The organism is Rhodothermales bacterium (genome assembly GCA_013002345.1).
Classification (GTDB): Bacteria; Bacteroidota; Rhodothermia; order Rhodothermales; family JABDKH01; genus JABDKH01.
Window position 1 is genome coordinate 1 of the sequence record JABDKH010000165.1, and the last position, 23388, is coordinate 23388.

Genomic DNA, 23388 nt, shown 5'->3' on the forward strand with positions numbered 1-23388 from the left:
CGACGACACCATGGGGGCCGGCAAGATCATAGACGAGATCTTCGGCACCTTTGTCGAACCCGGGCTCATTCAGCCTACGTTCATTACGGACTACCCGGTGGAGCTTAGCCCGCTGGCCAAGAAGCACCGGTCGATGCCCGGACTTGTCGAGCGATTTGAGGCGATCTGCAATGGCAAGGAGATCTGCAACGCGTTCAGCGAACTCAACGACCCGGTAGATCAGCGGCAGCGGTTCGAAGATCAGGCTCGGCTGCGAGCGGACGGTGACGAAGAGGCGATGGAGATCGACGAAGATTATCTGCGGGCTATGGAGTATGGAATGCCTCCTGCCGCGGGCCTGGGTGTCGGCATCGATCGGCTTGCCATGCTGATGGCGGCGCAGGAGTCGATTCGCGATGTGATCCTGTTCCCATTGTTGCGTCCGGAGCACGGGGATGCCGACATCGACGGGGATCAGGAAGATCAAGCTGCTGACGAAGGGACCTGATCGACCGGCCCCGGTCTCCCGATCGGGGCCCACCCGTATACCACCCGGCCGATGACTGACGGAACACACGAACAGTCCGGATATCTGGAACTCGTTCGCACGAACGTCAACTTCCGGCGGCTGTGGTTCGGCAACATCATATCGTTGCTGGGTGACTGGTTCAATTTCATTGCGCTGATCAACGTCGTCGGCGGACTGACAAATTCTCCCCTCGCACTGGGGATTATTTTCATCGCGAAGATGCTGCCTGCGGCTGTAGCATCGCCCGTGGCGGGCCTCATGGTGGACCGTTTCAACAGACGTCAGCTCATGATCGCGGCCGACGTGTTGAGGGCCGTGGCAGTCGCCGGCCTGATCTATGCCGACGCGAGTTCGAACGTGGCGCTCGTCTACGTGCTCACGGTAGTTCAAGTGGTGATCAGCGCCGTGTTCCAGCCGGCACAGACCGCGAGCATCCCGAATGTCACGAAGCCGCATGAGCTGCTGACGGCCAACGCATTGATGGCCGCCAGCTGGTCTGTCATGCTTGCACTGGGCGCTGCGGCCGGCGGCGTGGCCACCAGCCTGTTTGGCTCGAAAGTCGTCTTCGCACTCGATGCAGCGACCTACCTGCTGTCGGCGTTTTTCATCTTCCGGACAGTCATCCCCCAGGAAGTCGGCATCACGTCATCAGGATCGATCCTGCGTGTTGCGCACAGGGAGATGCGGGGAGGCTGGCGCTACCTTCGATCGCATGCCGGTGTGTTGCGGATCTCGCTGGCGAAGGCGACCTGGGCGATCGGGGGCGGGGCACTGGTTTACATGCTGGCGCTGGCGGGTGAGAAGATTGACGCCGACGCACAGGACGTCGCCATCGGCGTCCTCTTCGCAGCGCGAGGCGTTGGGACGGGGATCGGACCGGTTATCGTGCGACGCTACTTCAGCGATCGCCGACGGTGGCCCACCGTTCTAGGAGCATGCATGGCCTTTAGCGGACTTGGCTACGCCGTATTCGGACTGCTGCCCTGGAGCTACGGTCTCGCGTTGATCGTGGTTGCGGCGCACGCATCAAGCGGGGCAAACTGGGTGCTAGCAACTGTAATGCTCCAGGAACGGACCGCCGATCAGTATCGTGGGCGCGTGTTTGCGACAGAGTGGCTGCTTGTCATGGCGGCCGACACGGTTTCCATTCTTGCGGCAAGCCTGTTGCTTGAGTGGGAGCTGTTGACACTGCGCGCCTGCATCGTGCTGTTTGCAATTATTCTGGTACTTTCGGGGATTCTCTGGCTCCGCATGATCGTTCCGCGAGAGCAGGAGCACGCAGCCTGACCGGTCCGATTCGGACTTGTTATTGCAGGGTTTCGGACGATACCTGAAACACCCGAGAAACGGTTCCGCAGGCACGTCTTCCGTCATTATGCGGTGGATTCTGCGTCGTCACAAGGCAAATGTTTCCTTCGAAATCCACCACCAACCGCGCGCTGATCCTGACGGTCGAGCCGGATGGGAGAGTCCGGAAGCCCGCGAGACAGGTGCGGAATGTGCTTCGCGTAAGCGACGGGAGTTTGCTGCCGCGGCCTGTCGTCGAGGCGCTCGCATCCGGTGTGGAGTGGGTGGAGCTCGACTCGGATTCGTTCCACGTGCGCTTCACGGTGTACGACGTCACTCCCGACGGCGGCTGGCTGCTTGTGTCAGATGGGGCCTCAAGGACGTCGGAGCGCGACGCGGGAATTCCTGGCACCGAGGAGATGGCCTACCGGGCATTCTTCGAGCAGGCTCCGGTGGGTATCGTCCATCTTGACGGGCAAGGGATGATCACGTTCGAGAACTACGCCCTCAGGCAGATCGTTGGCGAGCGCCCCGAGGATGCGTGGCTCGGTCATCATGTGGAGGAGATCCCGTTGCTCAGCGACTTCCTCCTGCCGCTGGTCGACGCCATGCTGTCGGCCGGGACCGCATTTGACGGCGCCGAGACTAGTCACACCCGGCCGGACGGTGAGGTCAGGCATCTCAAGATCGTAGGATCGCCGATACGGGACGCAGATGCGGCCGTGGTTGGCGGTGTTCTCACGGTTCAAGACGTCACCAAGTCGAAGCTAGCGGAAGAGCTTTCACTCAAGGCGCGATCGTCGGCCGAAGAAGCCAGTCGGATGAAGAGTGCTCTTATCGCGACCATCAGCCACGAGCTTCGGACTCCGGCCGGCACCATACACGGCTACGCTTCCATGCTCGAGCAGGAGTTGCGCGATGTAGGCGAGGCGGCTCTCGGCACGGGCGTGCCCCTCGAGTTTGCCGAAGCGATACGGACGCGTGCGGCAGACCTCGTGCGACTGGTCGGGGATCTGACCGAACTGTCGCAACTGGAGACGGGCGTCGTCAGAATACAGGCGGAGAGGATCGCCATCGCTGAGATGCTTCGTGAGTGCCTGGACGCGTTCGGCGCATCGAAGTTACCGGTCCCGGTTGAGGTTGAGACGTGTGTGGACATCGCCGTCAGGGCAGATCGCATTCGTCTTCGGCACGTGTTGGAGAAGGTGGTCGGCAACGCGATCAAGTTCACCTCTTCCGGACGAATAGTGATACGGTGCTCACGGATGGATCAGACGATCCAGATCGAAGTGGCCGACACGGGCGTTGGTATTCACGGCGAAGCGCTCGAGCTCGTGTTCGACCCTTTCAGCCAGGAAGACGACCCGATGAGCCGGCGGTTCGAAGGTGCCGGTATTGGGCTGTCGATCGTGCGGCGACTCGTCGAACTGATGGACGGCCGCATCGAGATCGAGAGCGAGAAGGGGAGCGGTACAACCGTTCGTATTCAGCTACCTGAAGCCGAAGCATCCGGTTCTGACGTGGATTGGTAGTTGTCCCGTGCGATGCGCACGTTGCGCATAAAGCCGTCAAATCCTGCGCGCTTCACGGGGTTGTTTTTGAACACGCCGCGATACTGATCCAGATCCAGCTCCATCCAGTCGGCGATGCGTCGGTCGACCACGTCGTCCCGCGGCATATAGCGAGGCTCTGTCGTGGCCCGCGAGAACTTGTTCCACGGGCATACATCCTGGCAGATATCGCACCCGAAGATCAGATTCCCGAAGTGTGATGCCAGCTCGGGTGCTATTTCGTCCTGGCGGTGTTCGATCGTCAGGTAGGAGATGCATCGGTTCGCGTCGACCGCGTACGGTCGGTAGATGGCGTCGGTCGGACAGGCGTCGATGCAGCGCGTGCAGGAGCCGCAGTGGTCGGGGACAGGTCCGTCCGGCTCCAGTTCGACGTCGACGATGAGTTCGCCGAGGAAGAAGAACGATCCGAGTGACGGGTTGATGAGATTGGTGTGCTTGCCGATCCAGCCGAGTCCACTTCGCTCCGCCCATACTTTGTCCATGACCGGCGCTGAGTCCACGAACGCGCGGCCGTTCAGGTCGGGTACGCGTTCGGCGAGCCATTCAAAGAGCTTGCCGAGCTTGTCCTTCAGGACGATGTGGTAGTCGTCGTTCCACGCGTACCGACTGATGCGTCCGATCTCCGGATCCTCCGGCGCATCGACTTGCTGGTAGTAGTTATCGACTACCGAGATCACGGACGCGGCTCCGTCCACGAGGCGAGCGGGATCAATGCGCTTCTCGAAGTTTCGCTCCATCCAGGCCATCGACGCGTGTCGTCCTTCATGCAGCCAGCGTTCCAGGCGTCTCGCTTCTTCGTCGAGACGTTGTGCGGCCGAAACGCCGCATGCATCGAAGCCCAGTCTGCTCGCCTCGCTCTTGAGCTCCTTTGTGAGCGTAGATCTATGGCTGGATGAAGGCGTCAACGTCGGACCGGACTGGGGCGAGGTGTTCGTGTTATTCGTCGCGGAGCGTAAGGGTTTCTTCGGGGAGGTACAAAGAAAAAGGGCGAGCCGCGATGTGCGACCCGCCCTTCGTCTTTTCAGGCTGTGATATCAGCCATTCCTACATGCAGGCACCCGGGATGGAGTCTGCACGGCGGTACTGGCTGGTGCCTTCCTTGCGGCTTACGCCTGGCACGCGGCCCATGCCCATCGCCGAGAGGCGGCTGACGGCAACACCGTTATCCGTGTAGAACTTCTGCACCGCATTGGCGCGTGCATCCGAGAGGCTCTGCGCGTTGCGCTCGCCAGGAGCTGCATGGCCTTCGATTCTCACGCAGATGTTCGGGCACTCGTTGAGAATGTCGACATTGTCCTGCAGAGCAGCACGTGCCTCATCCGTAAGAGCGCTCGCATTGCGGGCGAAGAACGCAGCGTTCAGGTCGGTCAGTTCGCGGCAGATAGCTGCCTCGTACGGATTGACCGTGACCGTCACAGTACGTGTATCCGAGCCGGCCGAGTTGGAGGCGCGGAGCGTGACTGTGTAGGTACCCGGTGTTGCGAATCGGTGCGTCGGGTTCGCTTCGGTTGACTTGGATCCATCGCCGAAGTCCCAGGCGTAGCCGGTCACTTCGCGATCGTCGCCACGAACGTTCGCCATGAACTTCACGTCGGACTGCGTGTCCGGTGCGGTCGGGTCAAACGTAGTGGTGATGATGGACGGTGCCGAAATCGGACGTTCGACGTTGACAGTCATCGTTCGCGAATCCGAGCTGCGCTTGTTACGTGCGGTGAACGTAGCGGTGTACGTACCCTCGGTGGCGTAGCTGTGTGTCGCTACGAGGCCGTTGGCCGTCGTACCGTCTCCAAAGTCCCACGTGTACGTTACGGGCTGCGTTGCTTCCGGATTGATGGTCGCTTCAAACGTTCCATCAGCGTTCGTCAACAGCTCGCTGGGGCCTGATGCGGTTACGACCATGACCGGTCGGAAGGGCTTCGAGAAGTTCACCCGAAGACCTGCGACACCATAGTCGAGCACGTCGTAGTTGCCCGTGTGCTTCCCTGAGTTCAGGTTCTCGTCACTCAGGCCATCGACGCCTTCGCCGTCGAAGACGAACGAGGCTCCAACTTCGACGAAGAGACCAAACTGGTCGCTGAGCGCGATGTCGATGCCGGCGCCGCCAACCGGACCGAATCCGATCTTGGTGCCGATGGGTCCGTTCACTTTACCGAACGTAGCGCCGACGCCAGCAATCAGGTAAGGCGAGATACGCTTGCCATCGAGTGCACGGAGGGTACCGGCAAGATGGAGGCTCGTACGCCGATCTCCACTATCACCATCGACCGATCCTTCGGAGAGGGTTGACGGTGGCTGATTGGCGTTAGCCAGCTGTGGGTACGTTCCGGTGTTGAACATGAGTCCGAGGCCGAACGCCTTGTTCAGCTGGAGGCCCAACTCGCCACCAAAGAATAATTCGGCTGCATCTACGTAGTCGTTGATGGAACTATCCGGGTTGCCATCGCGGGTACCCTGATAGAAGCCCATGCCTACGCGTGCCTTGAGATAAACCGTCTTGTCGGCGCGAAAGCGCGACTGGGCGTCCGCGGTCGGCGCCAAGCTGGCGACGACGACGAGCGCTGCGACTAGAGACGATAAGATTCGCCTATTCATTTGCAAGGTTCCTCCAAATGTGCGGCTATTATTGAGAACAGGAAATTGTGTTGTAGCGGTTGCCATAAGCGGTACCAAGTGACCTTTTTCTAGCACGTTCAGTGAGACTTACCAACTAAAATGTGCGCCTTTTCGATTCTTGACACAACATCTGGTAGCACCAGGCGGGACACAACGAGTCAAAGGCAATCGCAGGGACCACCTGTGGGGATGGCAAACGAAAGTTATCGTCACTTTCGTTGCCTGCTCAAGGAAGCACCCAGAATATTCGCATAATACGCTGTGGGACGGCGCTAATCTTGCCGAATATAAAAAAAAACGACGAAGTACAGCCTGATTCGACAGATTTTGGTGCAATCAGCCGACCATCCACTGGCCGTTGTCCATCCGCCGCCCGGGCGGGCCCGACGGAGGCCAGGAATGGCACCCGGCAGATACTCAGGCCAGCCGGTTGACGTGCTTCTCGAGCTGGCTCTTGTAGTTCGCCGCCGTGTTGTTGTGAAGGATGCCTTTTGTGGCCAGACGGTCGAGGTAAGACTTGACGTCCTTCAACTGGACGGCCGCCTGGTCGGCGTCTGTCGTCTCTCTCAGCCCCTTGATCATCGTGCGCATGCGGCTACGATGGTATCGGTTGCGAATGCGACGCGTTTCGTTCTGCCGGACCCGCTTGGCAGCTGACTTGTGTTGTGGCATGAATGCTAATTCGGTAAGACTGAATTCATAAGCCCGCAAAGATACGCCGCCAGCCGGCTCTCTGTCAAAGGTCAAAGGTGCCGGTCTGGAACAGGTACTCCGTGCAAGCGTTTTCGGGGCTATTGAAGGTCACCCACCGATTTCCCATGCGTGAGTTTTTCGCGGAGTTCTTTCGGGATGCTCGCAACACGATCCGAGTCATCTTCATTGATGACGAGGGTGCGGGCGAACCCAGGCAGCACCGTATTGTGCCCGCACAGGTCGTAGGTGCAGTTTTTTCGTCCATGGCCGCCGCAATACTGGTGACGATCGCGGTAATCGCCTTCACTCCTCTCCGCGAGCTGATTCCGGGATACAGCACCGAGGAAATGAGACGTGATGCACGCCTCAACGCCCTCCGGCTCGAATCGATAATCGATTCGCTGGAAACTCAGTCCCGCTACGTCGATCACCTCAGGAGTCTGATGACCGGCCAGGTTGTAGCGGAAGACGATGGATTTCTCGACGGTATACCGACGCCGGTGGCGGACATTGAAGGCCCTGAGCCCCGGCTCGGTACCCGTCCGACATCCGAAAATTGGCGCGATCACACACAGCCGGCGTTTGGTCTCGACGTGCTTCCTTCGCCCACGGCAGTCCGGGCTGCCGTCGTCGATGCGTCCGAACGGTACCTGTCCAGTCTGGGCTTTCCTGTCGTGGCTCCGGTCGAGGGCATTTTCACACGTGGCTTTGCGGCCGATATAGGACACTATGGAATGGACATTGCCGCTAGCGAAGGATCGGTCGTTCGATCCATCGGTGACGGCTATGTGATCCTGGCGGATTGGACACACGACGGGGGCCACGCGTTGGCGATTCAGCATGCCAGGGGCTACATTTCAGTTTATAAGCACAATCAGAGGCTACTGAAGAACGTAGGCGACAGGGTCCGCGATCGAGAACCCGTCGCACTGAGCGGAAACTCCGGAGAGATCACAACAGGCCCCCACCTGCATTTTGAGTTGTGGCAGAACGGACTCGCTCAGGATCCCAGTGCGTTTTTCCTGTCGCTATAACCCTCTAGCAATACCCGAATGTCACTGTTAGGAACCCGTAACAACGACGAAACCATGTCGAAACCACCCACCCCCGCAAATCCCGGCCAGATCAATATGATCGGCGAGGGAACGGTCATCGAAGGAACCCTTCGCTCGGAAAGCGACGTGCGCGTAAGCGGACGCGTTGTCGGTAATCTGGATGTTCAGGGCAAAGTGATCGTTGCGAAAGAAGGCTCCGTCAACGGAGAACTCGTTGCGATCAGTGCCGATATCGCGGGCGATGTCCAGGGCCAGATCCACATCAAGGAGCTGTGCGTACTGAAGGGCGCAGCGCGTGTCGACGCCGACATCAAGTCGGCGCGGCTGGTGGTCGAAGAAGGCGCTGTCTTCAACGGCCAGTGTGAGATGGGACAGATGAAAAGCGTCAAGGGCAAGGACATCACGCCTGCCGCCGAGAGCAAGGAGCTCAAGGCGTCAGCCTGAGTGGGACCATCGGACGATGCCGATCACGCCAGTCCCCCACCTGAGGACTGGCGCTCCGGTATGAAGCAGGCCGCGCCCCTCCTGGGGCTCGGTATGCAGATGGCACTCACGATGGCTCTGTTCGTCGCCGCTGGCTTCTGGGCAGATCGCAAATTCGAAACGAGTCCGCTGTTCACGCTCGCGGGTGCCGTGCTGGCGATCGTCGCGCTGGGCCTCCATCTCGCGCGAATTGTCAGATCCCTCGATGGACCCGGCCCAGAAGATCCCGACACCTGAGCTCTCCCGAAGAATGAGTCCCGACCCGTTCATTCATTCTTCACTGCCATTTGAGTAATCTTCACCACGGCCGGCACGACCCCACGCGCGGATGTTCTTAGTTTTTGAATCTTCGGCGCTGATGGTGTAGAACTCACCGTAATGACGATGACCGCGGAAGCCCTTACGGCTCTGCTAAGTGGTTCGGTGTTGGGGTTTTCGTACGCGTTCGCCGGCTATCTTATGAGCCGTAGAGCGCAGACGTCGCCCGACAAGTTCATGCTCTGGGTCGCCGGAGGAATGCTCGTTCGGATGTTCGTTGCGCTGACAATCATCGCGGTCGTTCTCGCAACGGTCCCGATGCAAACGACGATCTTTCTGGGCGTCTTCCTCACCATTTTTGTCCTAGGTGTCATCGTTGAAATCGCGGTCGCACATCGGAGTTAGTCTCCATGTCGGCCTGAGCCCGATTCGGGATCCTATGCCACGGATATTCTGGTCCACTCTTTTGAGCCTCATCTTTGTGGTCCCGCTGCCCGCGTCGGCCAGCGGTGACGGCGAGGATGAACAGCTGGATGCGGTTCATCACGTGGCGGACGGTAACTACCTGGACTTCGAGCCGTTCGGCAAGATCGAGTTGCCGCGCATTCTTCTGGTTCGCCGTCCGGACGGCAGCTATGGCCTGGATGCCTACCTCACGACTCACTCGGCAGTGGCGTCTGGACGGTATGTCGTCGTCCCGGACGAATCCGATACAACTACGACCCATGCTGAGGCCGGCGAAGGAATCGCCGCGGAAGAGCCAGAGGCCGATCATGCGGGAGGCGTGCTGGCACCCGTGGCCGGAGAGCTGATCGTCGACCTGTCCATCACCAGGCACCTCGCGTTCGCGTGGCTTGGTTGCCTGATAGTCGTTCTTTTATTCGTGTCACTGGCCCGCAGATACAATCGCGGAATAGGTCGGGACTCGGCGCCGAAGGGCATCTTCCACAACCTCTTCGAGACGCTCGTCATTTTTGTCAGAGATGAGATAGCAAGGCCGAACCTGGGTGACAAGACCGACAAGTTCCTGCCTTATTTACTGACAGCCTTCTTCTTCATCTACACGTGCAATTTGCTCGGTCTGGTCCCGTACGGCTCAACGGCGACATCCAACATCTCGATCACGGCGGTGCTGGCGGCATTCACGTTTGTCATTACGCAGGTCAGCGCCAACAAGGAGCACTGGGCGCATCTGTTTGGACCGCCGGGGACCCCGATGCTCGTCCGCTTCATCCTGTTTCCGGTGGAGTTCCTCGGATTGTTTACGAAGCCGATCGCCCTCGCCATCCGGCTCTTCGCAAATATGACCGCCGGCCACCTGGTGATCCTGAGTCTGATCGGACTCATATTCACATTTTCAAATCTGTTCGGGCCGGTCGGCGGCTACGGCATAGCTCCGGTGAGCATCGCCTTTTCACTTGGGATTTTTCTGCTCGAATTGCTGGTAGCGACGATTCAGGCGTACATCTTCACGATGCTGTCGGCGCTGTTCATTGGCATGGCAGTCGTAGAGCATGATCATCATCATGATGACGCGCATGACGTGGCCGCGCTGCCTGACGCAGGTGGTGAGACCATCGAACTTGCGCAGGAAGCACAGCCGGCACTGGCGGTTTAGCAGGAACGATTTTTCAACATCAGAAAACTGACACGACAAAGGAGTAACAATGGAACCAACCTCTTTGGCATTCTTGAGCGCCGGCATTGGCGCAGGCCTCGTTGTGATTGGCGCAGGCTACGGCATCGGCCGGCTTGCGGCACCTGCCATGGAAGGATCTGCTCGTCAGCCAGAGGCTGCGGGTGACATCCGGACATCGATGATCATCGCCGCAGCCCTCATCGAAGGTGTGGCGCTGTTCGGGCTGGTCATCTGTTTCGCACTGGCATTCAAATAGAATCACGTTCAGTAGACCGGTCATCGCGGCGTTGTAACCAGCGTCGCGTACAAGATTCGCTTTGCTCGAATTGATGTAAGAAGGAAGATCATGGCACTCGTGCTCGCAGCAAGTCTGTTGTCTCCGAACGTCGGCTTGATGTTCTGGATCACCATCACGTTTCTGTTGCTCATGTTTGTTCTCCGACGCTTTGCGTGGGGTCCGATCACGAGTGCACTGACGACGCGTGAACATCGGATCGAAGAGTCCATTCGCAGCGCCGAAAAGGCGCTGGAGGAGGCTCGCCAGATCCAGGCGGACAATACCAAAGCGCGGCAGGAGGCCGAACAGTCTGCCCAGCAGATTCTCCGCGACGCCCGCGCATCCGCCGACAGCCTCCGATCGGAGGAGATGGAGAAGACGCGGAGCCAGATTCAACGTATGCAGGAGCAGGCTACTGCAGAGATCGAACGGGAGAAAGAAGGCGCACTGGACGAACTTCGGACGGAAGTAGCTGACCTCGCTATCAAAGCGGCGGAGAAGATTCTTTCCGAATCTCTGGATGCGACGCGACAGCGAAAGCTGGTCGACGGTTTTCTTAAGGACTTGTCGAAAAACTGAATAGCGAACCGGCCCAGTCTGACATGAGCGATATCCTGGTAGCAAGACGGTACGCAAACGCGCTGCACAACTCGGCGCAGGCGACCGGCCAACTCGAAGAGGTCGACAGAGACGTCGATCTCATTCGATCAAGCCTGGATGCGTCTCGGGAGCTCGTTCGTTTCTTCGAAAGCCCGATCGTTTCGCGCGAGCGGAAAGCCCGCGTTGTGCAATCGCTGTTCGCAAGTCGCGTGGCGGAGACTACTCTCAAATTTCTGGACCTGCTGATTCAGAAGCGCAGGGAGAACATCTTCCCGCAGATGGTGGTCGCGTATCGGTTGCTTCGTGACGAACAGCTGGGAGTGGTCGGTGCCGCGGTTCGTTCCGCCGTACCCATGACGGATGAGGAAGAGCAGCGAATTGGCACTGCTCTTGAATCGTGGACCGGCATGAAAGTGAATCTAGATGCCCGGTCCGACGCGGGGCTTATCGGAGGCATGATCGTGCGCATCGGCGACACCGTGTACGACGGGAGCGTTCGCAACAAACTGGAGCACCTGCGTGAGCAGTTCACGTCAGGGGTGACACGAACAGATTGATCACGGAATGCAGAACTTCATTCCATTACTAGTCCGAACGTAGACACAGACTTTATGGCAACGGCAATTCGACCCGACGAGGTAACAGCGGTCCTCAGGAAAGAACTTGGGGGCTTCGACTCCGCGACGGATGTGTATGAAGTCGGCACGGTGCTCCAGGTTGGAGATGGCATCGCCCGCATTTACGGACTATCGAATGTGGAGGCCGGTGAGCTCATCGAGTTTCCCTCCTCCGGCGTGATGGGCATGGTCCTGAACCTGGAAGAAGACAATGTTGGCGCCGTGCTCTTCGGAGAGGTTGACGAGGTAAAGGAGGGAGACGAAGTCCGTCGAACAAAGCGCATCGCCTCGATCGAAGTCGGCGAGGGGATGATTGGCCGTGTGGTCGACGCGCTCGGTATGCCTGTCGATGGCCGCGGTGCGCTGAGCGGAAAGACGTACAAGATGCCAATCGAGAGGAAGGCGCCCGGTGTCATCTTCCGCGAACCGGTAAAGGAGCCGCTTCAGACGGGCATCAAGGCGATCGATTCCATGATTCCCATCGGTCGCGGACAACGCGAGCTGGTCATCGGTGATCGCCAGACGGGCAAGACCGCGGTGCTGATTGATACGATCATCAACCAGAAATCAACGCACGAGACCGACTCGCCCGTATTTTGCATCTATGTGGCCATAGGCCAGAAGAACTCGACGGTCGCGCAGGTTCGTGCTGCTCTTGAAGAGAACGGCGCGATGGACTACACCGTGATCGTGAATGCACCCGCTGCCGTGCCTGCGACGATGCAGTTCCTTGCGCCCTTTGCAGGTGCCTGCATAGGCGAGTTCTTCCGGGACACGGGTCGTCACGCCCTTGTGATCTACGACGACCTCTCCAAGCAGGCAGTTGCTTATCGGCAGGTGTCGCTGCTGCTTCGTCGGCCGCCGGGCCGCGAGGCGTATCCAGGTGACGTCTTCTATCTGCACTCTCGACTTCTTGAAAGAGCAGCAAAGGTGATTGGAAGCGACGAAGTCGCGCGGCAGATGAACAACGTGCCGGACTCGATCAAGTCAATGGTAAAGGGTGGCGGATCGCTGACGGCTCTGCCCGTGATTGAGACTCAGGCAGGCGATGTGTCCGCATACATTCCCACGAACGTAATTTCGATCACGGATGGACAGATATATCTGGAGGCCAATCTGTTCAACGCGGGTGTTCGCCCGGCCATCAACGTCGGTATCTCCGTGAGTCGTGTGGGCGGTAACGCGCAGATCAAGGCCATGAAGAAAGTGGCCAGTACGCTCCGAATTGATCTTGCACAGTTCCGCGAATTGGAGGCCTTTGCCAAGTTCGGGTCTGACCTCGATGCGTCGACGCAGCGTCAGTTGACTCGTGGCGAGCGGCTTGTGGAGATCCTGAAACAGGGTCAGTTCGATCCGGCGACGGTCGAGAATCAGGTGGCGATCATCTATGTGGCCACGCAAGGATTTCTGGATTCGATCCCCGCAGCCAGGGTCAAAGCGTTCGAGCAGGAATTCCTGGAGAGAATGTCACTGAGACATGCGGAAGCGATGGCAACTGTGCGTCAGTCTGGAATCGTGTCCGATGAGGTAGAGGCTGCGTTGAAGAAGGAAGCCGAAGAGCTGGTCGCTCTCTACAATCAATAAGTGGTTCTGATCGTCGATGGCAAGTCTACGCGACATACGGAATCGGATTGCGTCCGTAAAGAACACGCAGCAGGTGACGCGTGCCATGAAGATGGTCGCGGCAGCGAAGCTCCGGCGTGCCCAGGAGCGGATTCTGCGGACAAGGCCGTATTCGTATCAACTGGGCAAGATCATCAGCCACCTGAAGGGCCATATTGACCCGTCCGCCCATCCGCTGTTTGAGGTTCGAGATGAGGTCGCCTCCGTTTTGCTTGTCGTCGTAACAGCCGACCGTGGCCTTGCCGGCGGATTCAACAGCAACATCATCAAGCGGACTGAAGAAGAGATCCAGGCACGCTTCCAGAGCTATCACGAGCGGGGCGAGCTGTTCTTGATCTGCGTCGGCCGCAAGGGTCACGACCATTTCTCGAAGCGGGGATACCAGCTCCTTGGTGATTTCAGAGGCACGTTCGACCAACTTCAGTTTGAAACGGCGCAAACAGTGTCGAAGCTGGTTTCGAACGGATATATGGAAGGCCGTTGGGACGACGTGCGGCTGATCTATAACGAATTCAAGAACACGATCTCACAGAATCGTATCGTCGAACCGCTTTTGCCCATTCCTGCGGAGCAGTTTCAGACGCCCGTGATGGCCGCGACGCTGGACGCCGAGAGTGACATGGCGGAGCATGAGATCGACTACATTTTCGAACCGAGTCCTGAAGTGATCTTACGGACGCTCGTTCCGCAGTTTCTCAGCTATGAGCTGTGGCGCGCGTTGCTGGAGTCCAATGCGGCGGAGCAGGGTGCCAGGATGGTGGCGATGGAAAGCGCGACGTCCAATGCCGACGAGTTGCTCCGGGATCTTCGACTGAAGTACAACCGTGCTCGTCAGGATGCCATCACGAACGAGCTCATCGAGATTACAAGTGGCGCCGACGCCCTTGAAGCGTGATCGGCGGACCCGACCGGTCGGTTGCGCGTAGAGAAATCCGCTACTATGTTTTGAACTGGCGTCGTGGCGCGCTGAACAAGGAGAGGTGGCCGAGCTGGCTGAAGGCGCTCCCCTGCTAAGGGAGTATAGGTCCAAAAGACTTATCGTGGGTTCGAATCCCACCCTCTCCGCACCGTCAACATGGCCGGGTCTGCGTCTGATCCGGCCATATTGCGTAAGTCGAACCCTGGAGGGGTGGCAGAGTGGTCGAATGCACTGGTCTTGAAAACCAGCGTACCTTCTGGGTACCGTGGGTTCGAATCCCACCCCCTCCGCTTCGATCGATCCGGCGTTCGTTCCCGATTCGACTTTTTAGGAAAGATCAATTCTACACGATGCAGGATGGAATAAATCGTGTAACATTAGGGTCCAACCAACGTCTACACGCCGGTGGTAACAAATCTGCCTGAACCGGCCCGACAAATCGTCCTGGTTTCTTCGCCCTGAGGATCTGATGAGCATGAATCGTTCTCTCTTCGTTGCCCTGTGTCTGCTATTAACGTCCGGAGGTTTCGTGACGGAATCCAATGGCCAGCAGAGACAAATAACCTTTGATGACGCCGTTTCCATTGCGCTCGACCGGAATGTCGAACTCAAGAAAGCCGAGAACGACGTTGGTCTTCAGGAGCAGATTGTGTCCCGCGAAAAGGCGGCGTTTCTACCCAACCTGAACCTGTCGACTCGCAGCAGCCGAAACTGGGGACTGACGTTCGACCAGACCTCCTTTCAGCTGGTTACGGAGGCCAGCAACACGTTCAGTATGAACGCGTCGTCATCGATCAATTTGTTCAACGGATTCGGTGATGTAGCGTCACTTCGACAGGCACAGTCGACACTCGAGTCGAGCAACTTGACGTTCGAGCGCCAGAAACAGACGGTTTTCTTCAGTGTCATTCAATCCTACCTGCAGGTCATTCTGGATCAGGAACGAGTTGGCATCCGCGCGGAAGACGTTGAGGCACAACGCCAGCAATTAAGGCGAATCGAAGAGTTCACGCGCGTCGGTTCCCGCCCGATCTCGGACCTGTATCAGCAGCAGGCCAACCTTGCGAACGCAGAGCTCGTTCTGCTGGAGTCGGAACGCGCGGCACAGCTGAGTCAGGTGAGACTGATCCAGGTGATGGAACTCGATCCGATGCAGGACTATTCATTTGTGGCGCCGGCTCGTGAAGAGCTCGACCTCGACGCCGATTCGTATGACCTCGATGCTCTGATGCGAGCTGCATTCGAGCAGCGCAAGGACATCCGTTCACTTGACGCGAGCATCGAGGCGGCGAACGAGGGAATTCGCATTGCGAAATCGTCGCGGTATCCGTCCCTCAATATGAGCGGGGGAGCATCCACGTCGTACTCGAGTCTTCGCCTGGATCCGCTCTCGCGCGACAAGATCAATTTCGGCGACCAGTTGAGCGACAACCGCGCTGGTTCGGTGGGGCTGACTCTCAGTGTGCCGATCTTCAATCGTCTCTTGACCAAAACCAACATCGAGCAGGCGAAGATTCGATACAGCAACCTGAATCTGGACCGTCAGAATCTTGAGCAAAACATTTCGCTGGAGGTTCGCCAGTCCTATCTGGATTACTTCACAGCGGTCAAGCGGCTCGATGTGACAGAGAAGCAGCTGCGTGCGGCCCGGCAGTCGGAGGCGGTAGAACGCGAGCGCTACGATATCGGCGCCTCAACACTAGTAGAGCTGACGCAGGCGCGAGCCAACTTAGTCGATGCAGAGAGCCAGCGTGTGCAGGCCGTTTACCAGTTTATTTTCCAGGAGCAAGTGATCGAATACTATCTCGGCACGCTCAATCCTGCTCAGCAGTTGTTCAGGTAGAGCACATACTGCGTGAGGCGAGAGCAACCGTCAGGTTCGATTCACAGCATACTCGTATGGCAAAAAAGAAGAACACTACGCGAACGATCATCCTGATCATCGTTGCTCTCGTTGTACTTCTGGTCGCCGCAGGCATCGGAGCGAATCTGCTGTTCGGCGGCGGCAAGAAAGCGGTAGAAGTCGAGGTGGTCGACGTCGAGGCGCGTAGCATTACCCAGGTCGTGACGGCGTCCGGTAAGATTCAGCCGGAGGTGGAGGTCAAGATCTCGCCTGACGTCTCCGGAGAGATCGTCGATCTGAGAGTCAAGGAAGGAGACCCGGTCACGCGAGGCCAGCTGCTGCTTCGGATTGACCCCGATTTCTACGAAGCCCAGGTTGAGCAGGCGAAGGCGATGGTGCTTCAAGGGAAGGCAACCGAGGCGCAGCGGCGAGCCGATATGCTGAACTCGGAGTTGGAGCTCAATCGGCAGAACAAGCTGTTCGAAACCAACGCAATCTCGGAGAGCGCCGTTCAAAGTGCGCAGACGGCGTTCGCGGTTTCGTCAGCCGGATTAGAGGCTGCGCAATACTCCGTCCAAAGCGCTGAGGCCCGGCTAAAGGAGGCACAGGAGCAGCTGGCCAAGACGGTCGTATACGCGCCGATGAGCGGCACAGTGAGCAAGCTGGATGTCGAACTTGGAGAGCGAGTCGTCGGCACGAGCCAGTTCGCAGGAACTGAGGCGATGAGAATCGCACAGTTGAGTCAAATGGAACTCGAGGTCGACGTCAACGAGAACGATGTCGTCAACGTATCGATCGGTGACTCCGCTCGAATAGAGGTCGATGCCTATCCGGAGCAGAACTTTCTTGGAGTTGTTACGGAGATAGCAAACTCTGCGCGGGTTACCGGTGCAGGGACCCAGGAGCAGGTCACGAACTTCCCGGTCAAAATCAGGGTACTCGCGCCCCACAATGTGACCGCATCTGCGGCCTCGACACAGATCAGTTCACGGGAGACCGAGCCCGAGGGCCCCGTCCCCAATTTGCGTCCGGGAATGAGTGGCACCGTGGACGTGTATACGAAGACGGTTGATGACGTCATCGCAGTTCCGATTCAGGCCGTGACAGTGCGCGATGCTAACAAACTGAAAAGGGATGCGCTACGCCGCGAGCGCCGGGGCTCGCGCGGTGCAGACGCTGATTCGGTCGACTGGAAGGCGCTTGAGGAGGAGAATTTGCAAAAGGTGGTATTCGTCATCGCCGAAGGCAAGGCCAGCATGGTGCGCGTGGAAACCGGTATCTCCGATGACACGCATATCCAGATCACCTCCGGGCTCGATGGCGGTGAGAAAGCGATCATCGGCCCGTACCGGGTCGTCAGCCGGACGCTCACACCCGATGATCCGGTGGAAGAAAAGAGTAGTGGTCCGGGCACGTCAGGCCCTTCTGAAGACAACGATTCGTAACCCGTCCAGCTTCCTGATGCGATCATGAGCGACGAGAAAGCCCTCATCGACCTGCGCGATATCACCAAGGTGTATCAGATGGGCACGGAGGAGGTCCGGGCGCTCGGTGGCGTGAACGTGCGAATCATGCCGAACGAGTACGTCGCAATCATGGGGCCGTCAGGTTCCGGCAAGTCCACGCTCATGAACATCATCGGCTGTCTCGACACACCGACGTCTGGCGAGTACGTACTCAACCGTCGAGACGTGAGCCACATGTCGGACAACGAGCTGGCTGCGATTCGAAACCGGGAGATCGGATTCGTCTTTCAGACTTTCAACCTGCTTCCGCGCGTCAACTGTTTGCAGAATGTGGAACTGCCGTTGATCTACTCGGGGGTCCGGCGCTCAGTTCGAAGAGAACAGGCGAAGCAGGCACTCGTCAGTGTTGGGTTGGGAGATCGGATGGATCACAAGCCCAACGAGTTGTCAGGAGGTCAGCGCCAGAGAGTCGCAGTGGCGCGCGCACTCGTAAACAACCCGTCATTAATACTCGCCGACGAGCCAACCGGTAACCTGGACACGCGCACCGGTGAAGAGATCATGGAACTGGTCGAAGATCTACACCGGAAGGGCAACACGATCATTGTGGTCACACACGAGGAGGTCGTGGCGAGACACGCACGACGCATCATCCGGTTGCGTGACGGGCTTGTTGAATCAGATGAGTTGGTCGAGGCGTTCGCAACCTGAAAAGGCCCTAGTCCGCCGAACAAGACTCGAGTTCGACGCGCCTCCGGAACGACACTTGACCGGCAGCTCGACGTACCGCGACCACCTCGTAAGGCAGTGTCAGTGCCATCAACGTGAGGCAGTCTGGCGCGGGCGCGTAGACAACATAGGAGGCCAGGATCTGATCGCCGACGGCCTCGACTGATTCGAACTGGATACGGTATCCTCCGGACGACTGCGGAAGCACCGCTAGCAGAAGCATCGTCTGCGAAAAGTCCACGGGCCGGAACGGTTCCACGGTTCGAAGAGAGTCGCGCATGACATGCCATTCATCGGCCGACCGCAGGACGACCTCCGTGGTATCTGCAAGGCGACCCGATTGTCCGATGCCGACGGTCTCGAAGTACAAGACTTCCGGTTCTGCCGCCGTCGACGTATCCACCTCGGCCGACTCGACACAGCCGGTGATTGCGAGACCCAGGACGACGATGAAGGTTCGAGGAATGGCCATACAGAAGCAGAGTGAGGGATTTGTCAAGATAGGTGACGGGCTTATGCCAATCATCGTGGAACCCTGCTCGTCATCGGTCATAAAACTTCGACTTTACACCTCAAACTATCTCGATTCTAGCATCATGTCCATCAAAACCCTCGATATGGACGCTCTTGCCGCTCAGACGGGCAACGTTTTTGAGTCCGTGGCGATTACGGCGAAGCGATCCCGGCAGGTTGCCTCGAAGATCAAGCAGGAACTGGATAACAAGCTTGCGTACTTCGAAGGTTTTGAGCCGGAATTGGAGGACCCGCGATTCCAGGAGGAGCAGAGAAGGATATCCGTCGAGTTCGAAACGCGACCCGAGCCGACCGAAATTGCCATCCAGGGTATGCTTGAAGGCGATATCTACTATCGTGAGGCGACGGAAGAGCATGGTGAATTCGAAGATGACAACTCATTGATCTAGGGTCGAAATCCCATGATCGCCGGTAAAGGGCAGGTGTGGGACTCACGCCTGCCTTTTTTGTGTGCCGGCGTAACGTAACCCTCGGTAGACGTTCCGGTTGGCAAGGTCCATGTCTTCGAAACAGAAGGCCCTAATCCCTTTTTGGTCCATGCTCTGCGTTGTTGCCGCGACTCCGGCGTCGGCCCAGGAGCGACTCCACCTGCCGCGCATGTCGACGCCGATAGTTCTGGACGGTATGCCGGACGAAGAGGCATGGGCTGAGATCGAAGCGCTGCCCGTTGTCATGTACCAGCCCGTTTACGGCGGTGAAATGACGGAGGAAACACAGATTCGAGTCGCCTACGACGACCACTATGTCTATGTATCCGGTGCATTGCTGGACAGGCAGCCGGATGCCATTCGGGCCAACTCCATGTACCGGGACGGCTACTCCGGAGACGACACCTTCGGCATCCTGCTCGATACGTTCAACGACAATGAGAACGCGTTGTGGTTCTTTACGACGCCCAACGGTACGCGTTTTGATTCTGCAGTCTCCAACGATGCACAATCGGGCCGCGGGTCCATGAACAGGAGCTGGAATACATACTGGGACGTGGCAACGCACCGCTCGCCGAAGGGATGGTTCGTTGAAATCCGGATTCCGCTTTCGAGTCTGGGATTCCAGACAAACGGTGCCGAGACCGAGATGGGCCTGATTGTATACCGTTACATCGCCCGACGGAATGAGCGCCACATCTTTCCGGACATTCGACCTGACTGGAACATGGCGTTCGCGAAACCCTCACTCGCCCGGAAGGTCGTGCTGTCCGATGTGACGAGTTCAAGACCCGTGTATGTTTCGCCCTTCGTAGTTGGAGGCCTGGGAAGACGGTCGGAACTGAACTCGACCGAGATTCAGTATCTGGACGACACGAGCGTCACCCGTGATGTGGGCATCGACGTGAAGTACAACCTCACGAGCAATCTCACGCTCGACCTGACGGCCAACACCGACTTCGCTCAGGCCGAAGCGGATAATGAGGAAGTGAACCTTACCAGGTTCTCACTCTTTTTTCCAGAAAAACGTCAGTTCTTCCAGGAACGGGCAGGTCTCTTCGACTTCAGTCTCGGAGGTTCCAACAGAGTGTTCAACAGTCGAAATATTGGTCTCGACGAGGACGGGAATCCTGTTCGGATTCTGGGTGGCACGCGAATCGTTGGGAGAGTTGGGAAGTGGGATCTTGGAATCATAGATATGCAGACCGACGAAAGTGCCGATCTGCCGTATGAGAACTTCGGTGTTCTTCGAGTCCGCCGCCGCGTGCTGAACGACTATTCCTACGCAGGGTCAATCGTTACCAGTCGTGTGGGGTCGGACGGCGGCTACAACTTTGCGTACGGGCTCGACGGCAGTGTGCGCATTACGGGTGATGAGTACCTGTCGCTTCAGTGGGTCCAGTCGTTTGACGACGTCGCCATCGACGAGTCCGGTGTGACCGTGTTGCCATCGTCTGCCGTGCGCGCAAAATGGGAGCGGCGTACATCAAAGGGTCTCGCATATTCGACGGCCCTTACGCGCGTGGGTAGTGACTTCGCCCCGGATCTCGGTTTTCAGAATCGAACGAACTACTTTCAACCGCGTGGTTCGATTTCTTACGGATGGTTCTCGGAGGGCAACTCCGCGTTTCGAACGATTTCGTCCGAGTTGCAGGTTTTTGCATTTCTGGATAATGACGATGGCAACGTAGAGTCGGCCGCGATAGAGTACGAGTGGGACTTCGAGCTCATTTCCGGGGCGCGACTCGGTCTGGATGTTGTATTTGAGGAGGAGGATCTCGACGAAGAACTCGAGCTGTCGAGCAATGCATGGATTCCGCCAGGTAGATACCGGTTTGTCGGCGGCGATGCACGGTTTCGCATGCACGACGGCGCGCTTCTGCGAGCGAACGTCGAGTTGTCCGGCGGAAAGTTCTACGATGGCACCTTAATATCGGTGGGAACGAGCCCGACATGGAACCTGTCCAGATACGTAGAATTGGGAGGTGAGATCGAACTGACGCGCTTGCGTTTTCCAGACCGAAATCAGGAATTTGACTACGCGATCGCTCGTCTGCGGGGCCAACTGGCGTTCAGTACAAAAGCGTCGATTTCGGCTTTCATCCAGTACAGCTCTGCCGCTGATTTCATCCGGGCAAATGTGCGGTTCCGGATGAATTTCAGGGAGGGTCATGACCTCTGGCTCGTGTTCAATCAGGGAACCAATACAGACCGGTATCGGGGACTTCCGACACTGCCAGTCTCCGATTCGCGTGCAGTGCTGATCAAGTACACACATACATTCGCTTTGTAGAGAAAACACACGACCACTCAATGACTAAGACGCTAATCCGACAAATCAAGAACTCCGTGTTGCTCCTCGTAACCATACTGGTTGCCGGTTGCGGAGGAGAATCGACCAGTATTGAAACGCCGCGTCAGCTCGTCGAAGCCATGAAGGTGAAGTACGATGGCGAGTGGTACGACACGTTGACGTTCACGCAGGAGACTATACAATATCGATCCGGCGTGGCCGACACGTCGATCTGGTATGAGGCACTGTCCCTGCCCGGCAAGCTGCGGATAGATATCGCTCCGATGGAGTCCGGCAACGGACTGCTGTTTGCCAACGACAAGCGTTATGTATTTCGAGCCGATACGCTGCTATTCGAGCGCGACGAGATTCATCCGTTGATGGTTCTCGGATTCGATGCGTATGTGCAAGAGCCGCAAGTCACACTGGCGAAGCTCGACTCTCTGGGGTTTGACCTCACGGTGCTAAGCGAGGCCGAATGGAATCGGCGCCCTGTTTACGTCGTTGGTGCGCATGCCGGCGATCTCAGAACCAGTCAGTTCTGGATCGACAAGGAGCTTCTTGTCTTTGTAAGGGTGATCCAACGAGGTGGGATCGGCAACCAGAGTCTGGTGGATATTCGGTTCCGGGACTTTCAGACGGTTGGGGGGGGATGGGTTGCGTCGACCGTCGAGTTTTACCTGGACGGAACGCTATCGATACTTGAGTACTACTCGGATATTGTGGTGGATCGCGAGATGAGTCCGGATCTGTTCGAGCCGGATGCGTGGGCCACGGCGACGCATTGGATGTCTGAGGACGGAGACACCGAAGATGTCGGACCATGACGCATGGCAAGAAGTCACCATTCCAATTCGGGAGATCGTATTGCGTCTTGGATGGTGGCTCGTCATCGCGGCACTGGTCCTCTGCGTTCCGATGGTGTGGTTGTGGGGAGTTCCTTTTTGGCCGGCGTGGCCATGGCCGGCGGTGTGGCTAGGCGAGATCGCCCGTGGAGGTGCCCTGCTACTCCTTGCGTATGTGGTCTCCGTGCCGATTCACGAGGGCCTTCATGCGCTTGGCATGTTGATGACGGGTACGCCCCGGTCTGAGATCACGTTCGGTGCCCGCATTCTGCACGGAGTGGTCTACGTACATTGCGGCGCCGAGATGAAACTGACGGCGTACAGGCTGGTGTTGATTCTGCCGGTGTTATTGACCGGCTTGTTGCCGGCTGTGTGGGGTCTGGCGGGCGGTAGTTGGTGGATCGTTGCCTACGCGTACCTGATGATTGTGTCGGCGGCAGGTGATCTGGAGATGTACTGGCGGCTTCGCAAATTTCCGGGCGATGCGCTGACAAGAGATCATCCCGACTTGCTCGGGTGTGAGGTTCTGTTGCCCGAGTCGGGTAGCTAGCGCCGATCTTTCGCTGCCACGGTTGCCGGTCAGGGCTGTCGAGGTTCGCTTGAAGCTGCCGCGCTTTTTTGGCCCACGGCAGCGGTTACGTTACCTGGCCGCAAGGAAACCGCTCCGAATGATATCCAGGGATGGCTTTCCCTGTGGCGTGAAATCGATGGCGGTCACCGCGCCGCGAGTCTCTGACGCCGTGTGCCATCTCCATATGCAGGCGCCGGCAAACCATGGCTGGGGCCATACCTCTTCGAAGAAGGCCGTGTAGAGATTGGCCTGCGTCTCATTATCGGACTCGGTCACCTGAGCTTGCTGTCGCGATGCCCACTTCCAGGGCTCCACCGCGGCATCTGCGATACTTCTGTACCCGATCTCGGTGAACAGGACAGGCCTACCCGCGGAGCGGCTTACCGCGGCAAGTTTATCGCTGTGGGTTGCCCAGCCTTTTCGGAGCGCACTTGCCGAGGGTCCAGGCTGATCCGACAACGGGAAGTATGCTTGCACACCGACGAAATCCAGCTCGGACCAGAATTGAATGTCCTCGAACTCACGATACCAGTTGG

The 23388-nt window shown here is 58.0% G+C and carries 25 protein-coding genes and 2 tRNA genes; 22 read left to right on the forward strand and 5 right to left on the reverse strand.

Annotation, left to right across the window (positions count from 1 at the left end; translation table 11 throughout):
- From HKN37_08395 to HKN37_08405, 3 genes are all read left to right on the forward strand, one after another.
- On the forward strand, nucleotides 1-487 hold a 487-nt coding region (locus tag HKN37_08395; protein NNE46666.1), incomplete at its 5' end, for a lysine--tRNA ligase.
- A gap of 51 nt (nucleotides 488-538) precedes the next feature.
- Nucleotides 539-1795 (forward strand): MFS transporter, encoded by a 1257-nt coding sequence (locus tag HKN37_08400; protein NNE46667.1) that lies wholly within the window; start codon nucleotides 539-541, stop codon nucleotides 1793-1795.
- A gap of 119 nt (nucleotides 1796-1914) precedes the next feature.
- Nucleotides 1915-3327 (forward strand): PAS domain-containing sensor histidine kinase, encoded by a 1413-nt coding sequence (locus HKN37_08405; GenBank protein ID NNE46668.1) that lies wholly within the window; start codon nucleotides 1915-1917, stop codon nucleotides 3325-3327.
- Here the strand turns inward: HKN37_08405 and queG are convergent.
- From queG to HKN37_08420, 3 genes are all read right to left on the reverse strand, one after another.
- Entirely contained in the window at nucleotides 3282-4271 is a 990-nt protein-coding gene (gene queG, locus HKN37_08410) for a tRNA epoxyqueuosine(34) reductase QueG (GenBank protein NNE46669.1), read from the reverse strand. The two genes, HKN37_08405 and queG, sit on opposite strands and share 46 nt — an antisense overlap.
- Nucleotides 4272-4410: 139 nt before the next feature.
- Nucleotides 4411-5958: a PKD domain-containing protein gene (locus tag HKN37_08415; GenBank protein NNE46670.1), complete on the reverse strand. Its 1548-nt coding sequence runs from the start codon at nucleotides 5956-5958 to the stop codon at nucleotides 4411-4413.
- Nucleotides 5959-6396: 438 nt separating this feature from the next.
- Complete coding sequence (locus HKN37_08420; protein ID NNE46671.1) at nucleotides 6397-6651, reverse strand: 30S ribosomal protein S20; 255 nt, start codon at nucleotides 6649-6651, stop codon at nucleotides 6397-6399.
- Nucleotides 6652-6797: 146 nt separating this feature from the next.
- Between HKN37_08420 and HKN37_08425 the strand changes: the two genes are divergently transcribed.
- The 15 genes from HKN37_08425 to HKN37_08495 all read left to right on the forward strand — a co-directional run bounded on the left by HKN37_08425 (nucleotide 6798) and on the right by HKN37_08495 (nucleotide 18163).
- Entirely contained in the window at nucleotides 6798-7706 is a 909-nt protein-coding gene (locus HKN37_08425) for a M23 family metallopeptidase (protein NNE46672.1), read from the forward strand.
- An 18-nt stretch (nucleotides 7707-7724) separates the two neighbouring features.
- Nucleotides 7725-8171 (forward strand): polymer-forming cytoskeletal protein, encoded by a 447-nt coding sequence (locus HKN37_08430; GenBank protein ID NNE46673.1) that lies wholly within the window; start codon nucleotides 7725-7727, stop codon nucleotides 8169-8171.
- A gap of 60 nt (nucleotides 8172-8231) precedes the next feature.
- Nucleotides 8232-8447, forward strand: a complete 216-nt coding sequence (locus HKN37_08435) for an AtpZ/AtpI family protein (GenBank protein ID NNE46674.1) — start codon at nucleotides 8232-8234, stop codon at nucleotides 8445-8447.
- Between the two features lie 141 nt (nucleotides 8448-8588).
- Nucleotides 8589-8873: a hypothetical protein gene (locus HKN37_08440; GenBank protein NNE46675.1), complete on the forward strand. Its 285-nt coding sequence runs from the start codon at nucleotides 8589-8591 to the stop codon at nucleotides 8871-8873.
- Nucleotides 8874-8934: 61 nt separating this feature from the next.
- Nucleotides 8935-10086 carry a F0F1 ATP synthase subunit A gene (gene atpB / locus HKN37_08445; GenBank protein NNE46676.1) on the forward strand — a complete coding sequence of 384 codons (1152 nt, stop codon included), beginning with the start codon at nucleotides 8935-8937 and terminating at the stop codon, nucleotides 10084-10086.
- 49 nt (nucleotides 10087-10135) lie between these two features.
- Entirely contained in the window at nucleotides 10136-10363 is a 228-nt protein-coding gene (gene atpE, locus HKN37_08450) for an ATP synthase F0 subunit C (protein NNE46677.1), read from the forward strand.
- 90 nt (nucleotides 10364-10453) lie between these two features.
- A complete protein-coding gene (atpF, locus tag HKN37_08455; GenBank protein ID NNE46678.1) occupies nucleotides 10454-10963 on the forward strand; it encodes a F0F1 ATP synthase subunit B in 510 nt (169 codons plus the stop codon).
- Nucleotides 10964-10986: 23 nt separating this feature from the next.
- Nucleotides 10987-11541, forward strand: a complete 555-nt coding sequence (atpH, locus tag HKN37_08460; GenBank protein NNE46679.1) for an ATP synthase F1 subunit delta — start codon at nucleotides 10987-10989, stop codon at nucleotides 11539-11541.
- A gap of 54 nt (nucleotides 11542-11595) precedes the next feature.
- The gene (locus tag HKN37_08465) at nucleotides 11596-13185 is read left to right on the forward strand and encodes a F0F1 ATP synthase subunit alpha (GenBank protein NNE46680.1); all 1590 of its coding nucleotides are present in this window, start codon (nucleotides 11596-11598) and stop codon (nucleotides 13183-13185) included.
- A 16-nt stretch (nucleotides 13186-13201) separates the two neighbouring features.
- Nucleotides 13202-14119, forward strand: coding sequence for an ATP synthase F1 subunit gamma (gene atpG / locus HKN37_08470; GenBank protein ID NNE46681.1), 918 nt, complete (start codon nucleotides 13202-13204; stop codon nucleotides 14117-14119).
- 79 nt (nucleotides 14120-14198) lie between these two features.
- Nucleotides 14199-14289 (forward strand) — tRNA-Ser (locus HKN37_08475).
- A gap of 58 nt (nucleotides 14290-14347) precedes the next feature.
- Nucleotides 14348-14433, forward strand: a tRNA-Ser gene (locus tag HKN37_08480).
- A 185-nt stretch (nucleotides 14434-14618) separates the two neighbouring features.
- Nucleotides 14619-15986, forward strand: a complete 1368-nt coding sequence (locus HKN37_08485; GenBank protein ID NNE46682.1) for a TolC family protein — start codon at nucleotides 14619-14621, stop codon at nucleotides 15984-15986.
- Nucleotides 15987-16042: 56 nt separating this feature from the next.
- Nucleotides 16043-17431 carry an efflux RND transporter periplasmic adaptor subunit gene (locus tag HKN37_08490; GenBank protein NNE46683.1) on the forward strand — a complete coding sequence of 463 codons (1389 nt, stop codon included), beginning with the start codon at nucleotides 16043-16045 and terminating at the stop codon, nucleotides 17429-17431.
- Between the two features lie 24 nt (nucleotides 17432-17455).
- Entirely contained in the window at nucleotides 17456-18163 is a 708-nt protein-coding gene (locus HKN37_08495) for an ABC transporter ATP-binding protein (GenBank protein ID NNE46684.1), read from the forward strand.
- A 7-nt stretch (nucleotides 18164-18170) separates the two neighbouring features.
- On the opposite strand, the gene HKN37_08500 is transcribed toward HKN37_08495, so the two are convergent.
- Entirely contained in the window at nucleotides 18171-18653 is a 483-nt protein-coding gene (locus tag HKN37_08500; protein NNE46685.1) for a protease complex subunit PrcB family protein, read from the reverse strand.
- Nucleotides 18654-18777: 124 nt separating this feature from the next.
- On the opposite strand from HKN37_08500, the gene HKN37_08505 reads away from it, so the two are divergent.
- From HKN37_08505 to HKN37_08520, 4 genes are all read left to right on the forward strand, one after another.
- A complete protein-coding gene (locus HKN37_08505; GenBank protein ID NNE46686.1) occupies nucleotides 18778-19104 on the forward strand; it encodes a DNA-directed RNA polymerase subunit omega in 327 nt (108 codons plus the stop codon).
- A gap of 148 nt (nucleotides 19105-19252) precedes the next feature.
- A complete protein-coding gene (locus HKN37_08510; GenBank protein NNE46687.1) occupies nucleotides 19253-21436 on the forward strand; it encodes a carbohydrate binding family 9 domain-containing protein in 2184 nt (727 codons plus the stop codon).
- Nucleotides 21437-21456: 20 nt separating this feature from the next.
- Entirely contained in the window at nucleotides 21457-22263 is an 807-nt protein-coding gene (locus HKN37_08515) for a hypothetical protein (protein NNE46688.1), read from the forward strand.
- On the forward strand, nucleotides 22250-22831 hold the full coding sequence (locus HKN37_08520) for a DUF3267 domain-containing protein (protein NNE46689.1): 582 nt from the start codon (nucleotides 22250-22252) through the stop codon (nucleotides 22829-22831). Before HKN37_08515 ends, HKN37_08520 begins: the two co-directional genes overlap by 14 nt.
- Before the next feature lie 90 nt (nucleotides 22832-22921).
- Here the strand turns inward: HKN37_08520 and HKN37_08525 are convergent.
- On the reverse strand, nucleotides 22922-23388 hold a 467-nt coding region (locus HKN37_08525; protein NNE46690.1), incomplete at its 5' end, for a hypothetical protein.